Consider the following 12,146-nt stretch of genomic DNA (forward strand, 5'->3'; position numbering starts at 1 on the left):
ACTTAGAATTTATGTTTGTATTGTCGCATTATACCTTCCATTATTTGTACATCTTCAACATAAGGAGCTATTTCATCGGTAGCTTTATAAGAATTATTAAGGAGTCGTTCTGTTTCTAAAAACCACTGATTGATGTTCCCCGTGTTCTGTAGCATACGTTTAAATTCTCGCCAGCCTATCAGTGCTTTGTGATACATTAAAAATCGCTTGCCTCGTGGCATATCTAATGTAGTTGCCTTTTCGTAAATTCCTTTGATGATGTCTAACTTCTCTTGCAAAGGCTGTAATTGTCCTGTGTGTTTAGCATTCTCAAACGCTTTTTCATCTTTAAAACCCCATTGTGAATAAGTCTCAGGTTTGTCTGGAAACTCTTTAAGAGGGGTGAGCATTCTTTTATAGTACAACAAGAATAATGGGTCGGCTTTGACGGTTAAAGATGTCCAATGTGCCATATCACTGAGACTGCGTTTATAAATACTATCTACGTGCTTTTTGATGGTTTCTGCTTCTCTTTGCATTACCATAGCTTTGAGCTGCCGTTGTGTCTCTAAGCCTGTAGCACTGAGCGGACGGATATCCTCACCGTCCATATAACGGTGGTTATACTTGCGCCCATTATAGGAGAGCCATCCCCACACCATTGAATGGTTCTTGCTCAATTGAGGGCCTACCTTTGTCCCAAATATTTTATAATACTCTGCTTCGGGCTTAAAATCTCCCCACTGCTGAAATACCTGCCGTTTTTCTTGTGCATTGAGGGCTTCATCTCTTACCTTGGTAATTTTATACTGAGCAAAGACCACAGTAGAAGCTAATAGGCACACATAAAGAATAGTTTGTTTCATCGTATTAATATTAATAATGTTTATAACGTCTATACTTTTGCATAATCTCTTCAACAAGTTGTTTGTCGTGTTCTATAAAGTTGTTGAATACAGGTATAGAATAGATATAAGCGCGACTCTTGTTAAACTCTATGATATTGATAACGTTTAAAATAGAAACATTGAGCAAACGTAACTTCATATATATACGGTCGAGAAGTGCATCTCTATCGGCTGAGTCTATCAATCGTTTTCTGTCTTCAGTTAAGAAAGCTTTCCGCTCTTCAATAATTAACAATACTTTAGAGTACACTTGATCTGTTTCTTTTTTGATCCAAAAACTATATTGAGGGTTTTCTACAGCTAATTTGTTCATTTTTCTAAGATTCCCTATAACACTAAAAACATAATCTTTTATATACTTGATTTGCTTGCTTTGACCAAAAAGAGAATTAACATTATATAGATTTTGGTAAATTTTCTCGTGGATAGCTACTACTTGTACTATTTTTTTATTAGACTCTTCATAAAACTCTTTCTGTTTTTTAAAGATACTATTAAAGTTCGCTAAACTCGCTTCCCTTGTTACGTGATTGGCACTGATATGCGCTAATAAAGAACTATTGATCACCGTCTCATAGTAGCTTTGGGCTTGCAGTGTAGTTACTGCAGAAAAGAAAAGCAATACAGATAGTTGGGTAAATTGTTTCATATGCCAAGGCTTTTTACATTTTTTAAAATATCTTGTGCTAACTCTTTATCTCGGTCTATATAGTACTGAAATAAGCTTCTTCTGCGCTGTATAGCATAACTTGTTTCACGAATGACCGTAAGAGTAGCATAAGAATCATTGTAGAGTCTATCGACTTCACTGAGGGCATAGTCAAGTAATATTTGGCGTTCAGCACGCTCCATTTGATTGATGGCTCCATAAGAGAGCACTATACCTGCTAAAAATCGGGTAACCATTTGCAAATCGTCTATAAAATTGATTTGCTTGGGCAGGATGATAGGGAAAGCTTCTCTAAAAACATCAGGTGCATTGCGCATTTCTCTGTAAATCTTCTGTTGCACCTGTTTTATTTCTTTGGCTCTCTCACTTATTACATAGCCCGTAGGAATTGCTTGCAGGGTAAAATCTACTATTCGCAAGCGGTCTTGTATCTTGCGACCTGTTTCCTTATACTTCTCCCATTGACTTCTATTAAGTGCTTCAGTAGTAGTATTGAGCGTTTGTTTGTTATTCAGCGTTTTTTGTCGCTTGTTTTCATCTACTGACCGCTCTACCTCGTTGTTAATCATCACGGGGGATAATGATTCTTTTTCCAAAGGAGCTCTACTTCTCCCTCCTGAAGAGCTAAGCCAAAAACCGAGTGTACATACTCCGATGAGATAAATAACCTTTTTCATTAGAAAGTGTGTTTGAATTTTCGCATTATGTTTTCTACTATATCCTTATCGGTATTGATATATTGGTCAAAAGGACTGATAGCCCTCCAAAAGCCAATACGCTGAGCGTTTTCCATTCCTATTTGAATGGTCAAAAGCCATAGTTTAAAGGAACGTATTTTGCTCTCTATAGAATCTAATAACCTATAACGGTCGCCAGCGGTCATTAGATTTTTACCCTTACTATCAATCACGCTGTTAATCTCTGCCGTGAGCTTGAGTATTTCCTCGTAAGCCTTTTCACTTGCTTTTACTCCAAAGACAGCGTACTGAGGATGTTTCTTAGCAAGGGTGAGTACATTAGAAGAATACTCTTGGCATTGCTTGAGTTGCTCCCATATATTTTTGAGTTGCATTCCGTTGGTAATGGTAGTAGAGACTTCTGTAAATCCTTTATATACTTTTTCTTGTACCTGATTAACCAATGCCATTTGACCACTTATAAAGGTTTGCGCTTTTTGCAATTTGGTTTGCTCATCGGCAATTTTGTTCTGACCATTTTTAAGCGAAATAGCATAACCTGCCATTGAGGCTGTAACAGCTGGATCAAAATAAATGGTTTGTGCCTCTCCTATCGCAGGCAACAACATTGTGGTAAGTAATAATTTAAATAGCTTGTTTTTCATACTGTTGTGTGTTTATAAGTTCAGATAAGGGTAATTCTCTGTCTTTTACATATTGGTCAAATTTCTTTAAGGTATCTTTAGGGTGCTCCTTCTTGAACTCCTTAAAGAATGCTACTACTTTTTCATCTAAAGGCTTTTTATAGAGGTTTACCAAGGCAAATATGGCATCTGTCTTTTCTTTGTACTTTTTTACATCAGCTACAAAAGCGCCTAAGGCTTTGTCATAATTACCTAATGCTTTTACATAGTACAGAATAGCTGATTTTTCGGGCTTTTCAGTAGTATAGGTGAGGTATTGTTCCATAGATACTTCATTGCCATATACCTCTCCTTTTGAACCTCGCTTTAGATAAAACTCCTTAAAACGCCCTCTACCTGTTTTGTTGTTTAGGTTATTAATCGTAAAGATTTTGTTTTGCTCTACTTTGTTGAGCGATAATAAAGCTGCTATACGGTCGAAATTGTCCTTAAACTTGGTTTGGTCAAGTAGTATGAACGTATCGGAGTTATTGATAATAGAGTCCTTTACTACCGTATTACCGATGATATCGTCTAACTCTTGGGTAACTACTACCGCTTCACCCCAAAACTTGCGCACTGTTTTGTACAGATAGAGTATATAACCTCCCATTAGTTTAGAGGCGATGGCTTTCCACGCCTCTTCAATAATCAGGGCTTTACGCCTATCACTGCGCAAACGCATTTTCTGAATGAACGTGTCCATAATGATAAGCGTTACTATGGGGAACAACTTAGGGTTGTCCTTCACGTTATCTATCTCAAAGACAATAAACGGCTCGTAAAACAAAGAACTATCGGCTTTTTCGTTGAGTGTGGTACCATAGCGTCCACCTCTGTAAAAGTCCTTTAACACAAAGAGAAAAGTACGCAGATTAAACTCCTGTTCAGTAATGCGGTGGTGTTTGTTGTTCATATACACGGGCAGGAACTTTTCACAAAAGTCATAGAAGGTATTAAAAGACAACTCTTGTACTTTAAATTCTTCTGCTACCTTTTTTACGCGTTTTACAATTGCTTGTCTTTGTCTATCAGTCTCTAATTCTTCATCATCTAAGGGGATTATTTCTCGTTTTACAGCAATGAGTGCCGCACTTTCATTATAGGCTTTACGCCTTTTTTCATCAGAAAGAGTTTCGTAAGCTTCGTATATCTTATAAAACATATCTGCCGTATTGGCGTTATATTCTTCCTTGCGTTTATCGGGGTGGTATTCCTTTAAAAGTTTACGTCCTCTGTCCTTTATCTCTTCAGTACTCGCATCTAAAGGCAGTCCCAGTATATCATAGAAAGTCTCTTCCTCGTTGTTGTCTAAATCTTCTTCATAGATGTTGAACTTATTGAGATAGAGCAATAACTCCTCATTTGTTTTGGTTTTGTACCACTGGGTATCTCCCTCAAAATGTTGGTGATAATAGGCAAGGAGCGCGTTGTCTATAATGGATTTCTGAGCGGGGGACATTGTTGCATCAGCTCCTTGCCATATTAAGAAAATGAGATTGGTGAGAAATTCAGTTTTTTCAATGTTAAACTCTTCTTTACCTACCGCAAAAGGATTCATTGTAATGGGTTTTTCCTCTGTATACTGCACATAGCGACCTCCTTTATAGGAACAAGTACCTGAATAAGAATCACCCGTATCCACGATTACCACATCGTAATGAAAATTAAAAAAATAGTAGAAATATTTTTGTGGATAGAAATAAAAACCTTATCTTTGTCGCACTTTTAACGAAAGTGTATAATGTAAAATTTTATAGAAATGCCAATAAAATATAAAGTTATTCAACGAGGAGAACCGGGCGTAAAAGGTGGGGGAACAAAGAAATTCTATGCCTCTGCAAATCTTACAGGAGAGAAAACCTTAGCAGACCTCACCAAAGACATTGAGAAAATGTGTACTGTAAATGGTGCAGACATTCGCGCTGTGCTTTATGCTTTAGTAGAAGCAATGCAATCTTCTTTGTCAAATGGGCAAGCTGTACGATTAGGAGAGCTTGGAAGTTTGCGTGTGAGTGTAGCAAGTGAAGGAAAAGCAACAGAGAAAGAAGTAAATTCTTCCTCTATTAAAAATGCTAAAGTTATCTTTACACCAGGGAAAGACATCAAAAAAATGCTTGATACACTTGAATACGAAAAAATGTAGTGTACCTTTGAAAAAGCTGTATGTTTTTGAATAAACATACAGCTTCTATTTTATAAAGCAATAACTATATTTTTGCAAAGCAATGCTTATATTTTTTTGAAGCGATGCTTATATTTTCACACATCATCAGTTACAATTGAAAATTAGACAGCTATAAACATAATACAAACTCACAAAAACAATGGGAATCTTCAAGAAAGCTAATAACATATACATTACAGTTCGTGATACTTACACTATGAGAGCTGGCTCTTCTTATGAAGAAGCTGAAGAAATAACTATTACAGCTACAGACGAAATAGAACTAATAAGCGCCAAGAAAGTAATAATGCAAGGTTTAAATGGAGGTGTAGAATATGGTACTGTTAATAAAGATGAACCTAAAATTATTATGAGCTATTTTACCGACCTCAATGATAAAATCTTAGGAAATAGAGGAGAGATAGGAGATGAAGTATATTTAGTAGTAGAAGGAAAAAATCTTGCAGGGAAAAAAGCAAATTTAGACTTAACTGATGATGAAATTGATTTTGAATATAATGGCGAACGCTTAGAAAACGATATACTCAAAGGATATGTTTTTAAAAACGACAAAACAGAACACATCAAACTAAAAATAATAGAACAAAAAAACGACTAAACTATGGCAGGCATAAGAATAACATTATTAGAAACAGGACAGGAATCCGTAGCAAGACTATGGGTTAATAAGCAAAATTCTGCCAATCCTAATTTAGATGTACGTGAAGAATTACGAAAACTAAGATTATGCAAAAAGTATCAAATAAAATACGAAGAAGCTATAAGAGGTAATTCAGGAATTTTATATAAAGGAAGCTGTTTTTTTGAATATGTTACTAAAGAGAATGTCGTTTTAATGTTTGAAAAAAGAGTAAATTTTATTCCTACTTTCACTAAATATTATGATGACAAAAGAAAAAAATATGTTATATTTATTTCTCAATATGGGACTATTTACTGTTCTTCAGAAAAAGACAGAGATATTATATATGACTTTTTATTAGATATTAATCCAGAGAAATATTGGGATACCAATAATGAAGTGTATATCAAAGATAAAAAAACATATACTTATTCTTTATTGTATAATGACTTAGAGAAAATAAAAGCTGGCTTGATAAACGAAAAAAAATATAATACACTTAATGAAAAAGAACAATTGATTTTAGATTTACCCTTAATTATGTGGAGTAAGAAATGGAAATATGGAAGTATTTTTATGTACAATTGGTTTATGGAAGAAGGTGATATTATTATGGATAACACCTTATTTGCTTTCTTAGATAATTGGAAAGAATTAAATGAAAAAAGGAATGAATTTTATGAGTTTATTAAAAAATACAAAAACAAACCAATTCTGAAAGAGGTAAAAGAAAAAACTTCTCGTTTATATGCCTTAGATGAATTAAAAAAAGAACTACAGAAAAGAGAAGAAAAAGAATTTCTTATAGATAGAAAATTTAATAGTAAATACACAAATTTTTCTCGTTTTAGTATTAATATTGATTTTTTTGATGATATTAATACTCCTTATGTTGCTTCTTTTGGAACATTGGGGATAGGCTATTTATTAGAAGGGAAATACAATAGGGAAAAAGAAGAAATTTATATAACAAAAATTTGGGAAGAAATAAATGATTCATTTGATTTTATTGGTTCTCAAGTTTTAGGAGGGTGGAACAAATCTATTTTTAGTTATCATTCTAAAGTTGATAAATATACTTTTTTTGATGAAAGAAATTTAAATATTAGTAATAGTACATTCAATTCTTTTAGGAACAAAGCTGAAATAGGAAAAGACTTCAGAATAAAAGGAATAAGAAATATTAACGATAAAAATCCTTTTATTAAAACTATTAAAATTAATTCTAATAAAGTTATATATGAATAAAACTTTGAAAAATAATTTCTTTTTTTCTTGTATTCTTTTTATCATTACATTTGCTATATATGAATATAAGTATTTTTGAATATTATTGAGAGGAAAAGTTATATTGGCAAGAATTAAGAACAGGAGTTGGAGGTCATTAGATGGAATAGACCTCTTTTAATTTCTCTGATTATGAGGAATATGGATCAACAAATATTAAAGATATCTTTTTACCCTACATATATAGAAAAGATAATCTTTTCTTATTGTTATTATTATTATCAAGTGTACTATTCACTTGTTATATTGCGTTACCCATTATAATGATATTGTTAAAAAAAATAAATCAAAAAATAGTATTTATAGTTATTGATAGTATTATTCTTTCAATATATCTGTTATGCACTTTTCCAAGAGTATTATATTATCCTATGATAGGTGTTATTCCAATGTGTATACTTATTTCAATGGCATTTTTTATTTTGCTATTTTTCAGAATTTATCAATATAAAAAGAAATTGATATTCTAAAATCTAAATTTAGCTTAGGAAAGGGTTGTAAAATAATAGGATTAAGAAAATTAAATAATAATTTTATTTCAAAGATAAAAATAAATAATAATTTATTTTATGAATAAAAATTTTAAATATAATTTACAATATTTTCTATTACTATGGTTATTGTTCGTCTGTACTTACGAATCTTTAGCTTATTTAGTTAATAGTATCAGTTCTATTATATCTAATTTTTGTACAGCTATTTCAGATTCATTTGTTTATTTATTTAGTGATGGCAGTGGGAAAGACACTTTTTTAGTTTTTCTTTCTAAAACAGCTTTTTTCTTTCCTTTTGTTTTTCTTCTTGTTATTCCTATTTTTTTAGAGAAGAAGAAAGGGGAGAAAAGTTATTTTTATTATTACAATATTGAACGTGAGAGCTACTATCTTTTAATAGATATTATTACACTTGTAACTCATATAATACTATTGATATTATCAATTCTTTTTTCTTTTGGTATTATAACTTCATTGCCATTATTTTTGCTCATTGTTAGCTTTAGAATTTACCAATATAAGAAGAAACTTATTTTTAAAGAATAGAATAAACTCTTTTCAGCTTGTGAGTTAGGAGCATACAAATCCTGCCCTAATAAACTTTACAACATAGATTAGAACGCACAAACACCCTATTTGCTTGGCTTTCTATCATTCCCAATAGATTGATAAATACCATTGTAGATTTTACCGATACATCAGAATACTCAAAAGGAATGATGATAAAGTCGCTGTATATGAGCAAATCAATATAACGCTCGTCCAATGTTCCTGCTAAGTCAAAGAGGTATACTGTCTCTTCTTTTTTCATATCCATTAAGGTCTGAAAATCTAAAAGACTCTCTTGGTTGTCATCGCCTATCACCTCTACCTCATAGAGTTGGGGGATAGAAAGCATTTTATCTTCTTCCCATTTTTGATGGAAAGATTTCTGAAAGTCAAAGTCAAAAGCTTTTACTTTTTTCTCCTTTACTAAGGTAAGGTAGTTAGCAAAAGCAACCGCTAAGGTAGTCTTGCCTACCCCTCCTTTTTGGGTAGCAAATGTTATAACCATTTTATTTTCGTTTTTTACGTCGTTTTTTTAATTGTTTATCTAATTCGTCTTCTGTAGTATTGCGTGGAGCATAAGTACTTTTACCTAAAGCTTTAAAGATGTCTGCTACATCGCTTAAAACCTCTGAGATTTTACCGCTTGGGCTGTGTTTGAGGTCAGTTTGGCTTCTTATCTCAGAGGTATTGTGTATGGATGTTCCTACGATAAATGCGTGGTATTCCTCTTTATCTAAAAGAAAGGATAGTTTGTGTATTTGGTGGTAACGCTCGTGTATGGCGTAATACGCTCCGTTGTCGTCTTGTTCCAAAATGACAAAATCATCATTCTGTGCATTATGAATATGTTGTCTTACATCTTCTTTGAGCTGCTGAAAATCAGGATTGCTCTCTTTGCTTTTAAAACGTTTGTTTTCAAACAACATAAAATCTTTAAGTTCTACTCCTTTTTTGAGCAAGTACTGTATAAGGATTTGCTTTTCTTTATCGCTTCTCAGATTGTAGTCCTTTAGGCGTTCAAACTCTTTTTTGTCGATACTATCTTCAGTAAAGTCAAAGATGTCTTTCATTTTCACTATCTCACTGCCTTTATATATTTGTTGGTTTTTATTGTCAATAAGCGTATAACCAAAAGGCTGTTTATCGTCTTTAAAGTGAAAAACGATGTCTATCCCAAAGATTTGGCGCAGTTTTTCTTGTAACTCGCTCACATATTCTATCTGTGGCGGAATAGGCTCTTGCGGTAGAATGTTTCGTTCGTATAGTCCCTGTTGAACTCTATTATCTATCACCTTAAAGACTTTGTTACTATACATTTCTTTGTACTTATCTATAAAGGCTTTGATTTGCTTAATGCGTTTGTCGCCTTTTTGCTTCTCTTGGTAATGGAGTTTATCACTGAAAAGTGTTTTCTGAACAACGCCATTGTACAATATATCCACCTGATTAGGGGTGTCATCACTTTGAACTAGTTTAAAACCATTACGTGTGAGTAGCATTTCTAACTGCTGAAGGTTGCTAAACCTATATTGCAAAAGCTTCTCTATAGTAGCTTGATGATTTGTGCCTAATACCTTTTCCATTGCCTTTGCTAAGGCTTGTTGGGATTTAAGTCGCTCAAAACTGTCGTTTATCTTCTTGCCTGTGCTTTTATCTACACGGGTAGAAACAATATGCACATGGTTGTTTTCTGTATCTTTGTGAAAGACTACAAGGTAAGGTTGCCGCCCATAGCCCATCTCTTGCATAAAATTATCGGCTATCTCAGTGAGCTGCTCCTTACTGTGTTCTTGGTACTTTGTAGATATTACCGCGTGAAATTGTGGTTTTCGGGTGCGTTCACTTTCTGAGATGGCTTTAAAGTAATCTCTTACCTCCTCTTGAGAGCTGCTCTCATTGATAAATGAAGGAAAGTTTTTCATCAGCATTAGCTTGCCCTTCTCGTTATGTACTTTCTTGTCGTTGTACTTTACTCCGTGAAAATCCCTACTTGCTGAGCTAAGAATTTTTACTATCATTCGCAATGAGTTTATATATCTGCCTAAAGATTTGGTTTTGTTCAGCTTTGAGCTTTACAATCTCGTCTAAACGCTGAGTAAAGGCAATGAGCTCTGCTCGGTGTACCTCCTTCTTGGCGTTGGCTACATAAGCGAACTGATTGATGTTATTTTCAATCTTAGCAAAGATGTTGTCTTGCTTTTCAATGAACTTTAAAACCTCACGTCGTTCTTGTGCGTTCATATTACCTTCCACTGCTGATATTATCAAATCGGTGAGGGTAATTTTTCTTTCTGCACTTAGCCTTTTCCACCGCTCTTTCTGACTTTCAGTAATTCTAAGAATAAGGTATTTCGATTTGTTAAGTGCTGCCTTTTCCAATGATTTTAGGGTTAATTTTTGGGCAAAGTAAAAGAGGATTTTTCAGGTGTACAATAGGTGAAGAGGGGGTGTAGACTATAATAGACTATAAACAACATAAAAGGACGTAACTTTTTAAAAAATAGACTATTTTATACATAAATAGACACAAATAGACGGTATTGGTGTTTATTGGATTCTATTGGTACGTATTAGAACGTAAAATATTGGGTTTTTGAAGATTTTTTGATGTATGATTTCTATTTCCGTTGCAGAAAGAAAAACAAGTTCCGAAGTTTTTCTACCCTTTTAGCTTCCTTTGTAAAAATGCAGACGATAGGCAAATTTTTCAAAGAAGCTAAAAGGCAAGATGAGTCTTTGTATACCGTTTTTTCAAAAACTATGTATATACAAAGACACATCTTGCTCCCAAAACCGCGACCAAATACAGAATTGAAGAATATTGTTGATTAATAATGAGTTATAGTTTTAGAGGATTTTAGTTGCAGAAAAAGAAGATACGGGGTGTAGTGTTAGTGTGTGTATATCAAGTCTTTTAATATATAATTATAATATATATGGGGGCGTTATTTACTTACTTTTGAAAAATTAAAGTATTTATTTGTAAATCAGAAGTTTATAAATTAATAAGTAGTATCAAAATTAAGCTACCTAATAGGGTGGATAGTATCAAAATTAAGCTACCTAATGGGTAAGTAGTATCAAAATTAAGCTACCTAATAGGGCGGGTAGTATCAAAATTAAGCTACCTAATGGGGTAGGTAGTATCAAAATTAAGCTACTTTGCTAATAGGTGGTATCAAAATTAAGCTACCTAATGGGTAGGTAGTATCAAAATTAAGCTACCTAATGGAGAGGTAGTATCAAAATTAAGCTACCTAATGGAGAGGTAGTATCAAAATTAAGCTACCTAATAGGGTGGGTAGTATCAAAATTAAGCTACCTAATAGGGTGGGTAGTATCAAAATTAAGCTACCTAATGGGTGGATAGTATCAAAATTAAGCTACCTAATGGGTAAGTAGTATCAAAATTAAGCTACCTAATAGGGCGGGTAGTATCAAAATTAAGCTACCTAATGGGGTAGGTAGTATCAAAATTAAGCTACCTATATTGTTCTAATGAAACAAGGACTAAAAATAAGGTTAGTCCCTGATTTAGTCCCTGATACAATATAAATTACTAATAATCAGTGTTATTTGTGGAGTCGGAGAGAATCGAACTCTCGTCCAAATAAGTCATCAAAGAGCTTTCTACATACTTAGTACTCGTTTGATTTTCGTCGTAAAACTGACCGAGCACCGCCCATTTTACGCTTAGCTTCCTGAAATTAAGAACCATTAGCAGAAGCTTACTGCAGGTTCGATGTTGACTTTTATGGTGCCTCTATACGAAACGCCGTCAACAAGGGCTTTTCAGAGACATCTCGCTTCCCTACCTTGTAGGGACTTAGCCAGAAATCTTACTAAACTTCAGATTAGGCAGCAAGAGCGTAGTTATTCTCGCCATTTAAAATTTTGAAATAGAGATTAACGAGCATTCATTTCACAGCTCGGTATGCTTACTGTTCAATGCCACTTACTGTCAAAACCGGTCGACCCCAAGTGTTCATTTATGTAATTTGGGTGCAAAGATACGAATAATTTGCAAATTAGCAAATTTGTTATAACAAACTTTGCCAAAGGCGCGAGCCGTATGGGCAGGAAGCTTTG

10 protein-coding genes, 1 other RNA gene and 2 pseudogenes are annotated in these 12,146 nt (G+C 33.6%); 4 read left to right on the forward strand and 9 right to left on the reverse strand.

All coding sequences use genetic code 11. The features are described 5' to 3' along the window. Positions 1-2: 2 nt before the first annotated feature. The 5 genes and pseudogenes from CBG49_RS14710 to CBG49_RS14730 form a co-directional block, all read right to left on the reverse strand. Complete coding sequence (locus CBG49_RS14710; protein ID WP_088595079.1) at positions 3-845, reverse strand: hypothetical protein; 843 nt, start codon at positions 843-845, stop codon at positions 3-5. Positions 846-855: 10 nt separating this feature from the next. Next, a complete protein-coding gene (locus CBG49_RS14715; protein WP_088595080.1) occupies positions 856-1,536 on the reverse strand; it encodes a hypothetical protein in 681 nt (226 codons plus the stop codon). Beyond that, positions 1,533-2,234, reverse strand: coding sequence for a hypothetical protein (locus CBG49_RS14720; protein WP_088595081.1), 702 nt, complete (start codon positions 2,232-2,234; stop codon positions 1,533-1,535). Before CBG49_RS14720 ends, CBG49_RS14715 begins: the two co-directional genes overlap by 4 nt. Next, the gene (locus tag CBG49_RS14725) at positions 2,234-2,899 is read right to left on the reverse strand and encodes a hypothetical protein (RefSeq protein ID WP_088595082.1); all 666 of its coding nucleotides are present in this window, start codon (positions 2,897-2,899) and stop codon (positions 2,234-2,236) included. The genes CBG49_RS14720 and CBG49_RS14725 overlap by 1 nt, the downstream gene beginning before the upstream one ends. Further along, positions 2,880-4,583: pseudogene (locus tag CBG49_RS14730) on the reverse strand (TraG family conjugative transposon ATPase); the annotation flags it as partial. The pseudogene CBG49_RS14730 and the gene CBG49_RS14725, both read right to left, overlap by 20 nt. A gap of 96 nt (positions 4,584-4,679) precedes the next feature. On the opposite strand from CBG49_RS14730, the gene CBG49_RS14735 reads away from it, so the two are divergent. From CBG49_RS14735 to CBG49_RS14750, 4 genes are all read left to right on the forward strand, one after another. After that, complete coding sequence (locus CBG49_RS14735) at positions 4,680-5,063, forward strand: HU family DNA-binding protein (protein ID WP_088595083.1); 384 nt, start codon at positions 4,680-4,682, stop codon at positions 5,061-5,063. Between the two features lie 181 nt (positions 5,064-5,244). Further along, positions 5,245-5,703, forward strand: a complete 459-nt coding sequence (locus CBG49_RS14740; RefSeq protein ID WP_088595084.1) for a hypothetical protein — start codon at positions 5,245-5,247, stop codon at positions 5,701-5,703. 3 nt (positions 5,704-5,706) lie between these two features. After that, positions 5,707-6,975, forward strand: coding sequence for a hypothetical protein (locus CBG49_RS14745; RefSeq protein WP_157668411.1), 1,269 nt, complete (start codon positions 5,707-5,709; stop codon positions 6,973-6,975). Between the two features lie 608 nt (positions 6,976-7,583). Next, positions 7,584-8,054 (forward strand): hypothetical protein, encoded by a 471-nt coding sequence (locus CBG49_RS14750; RefSeq protein ID WP_088595086.1) that lies wholly within the window; start codon positions 7,584-7,586, stop codon positions 8,052-8,054. Positions 8,055-8,124: 70 nt separating this feature from the next. Here the strand turns inward: CBG49_RS14750 and CBG49_RS14755 are convergent. The 4 genes and pseudogenes from CBG49_RS14755 to ssrA form a co-directional block, all read right to left on the reverse strand. Beyond that, positions 8,125-8,562: pseudogene (locus tag CBG49_RS14755) on the reverse strand (ParA family protein); the annotation flags it as partial. 1 nt (position 8,563) lies between these two features. Continuing rightward, entirely contained in the window at positions 8,564-10,075 is a 1,512-nt protein-coding gene (locus CBG49_RS14760) for a relaxase/mobilization nuclease domain-containing protein (RefSeq protein WP_088595087.1), read from the reverse strand. Then, a complete protein-coding gene (locus CBG49_RS14765; protein ID WP_088595088.1) occupies positions 10,056-10,436 on the reverse strand; it encodes a hypothetical protein in 381 nt (126 codons plus the stop codon). Before CBG49_RS14765 ends, CBG49_RS14760 begins: the two co-directional genes overlap by 20 nt. A 1,197-nt stretch (positions 10,437-11,633) precedes the next feature. After that, positions 11,634-12,036: a transfer-messenger RNA gene (ssrA, locus tag CBG49_RS14775) on the reverse strand. Positions 12,037-12,146: the final 110 nt, after the last annotated feature.

It is taken from the genome of Capnocytophaga endodontalis (assembly GCF_002209445.1).
GTDB lineage: Bacteria > Bacteroidota > Bacteroidia > Flavobacteriales > Flavobacteriaceae > Capnocytophaga > Capnocytophaga periodontitidis.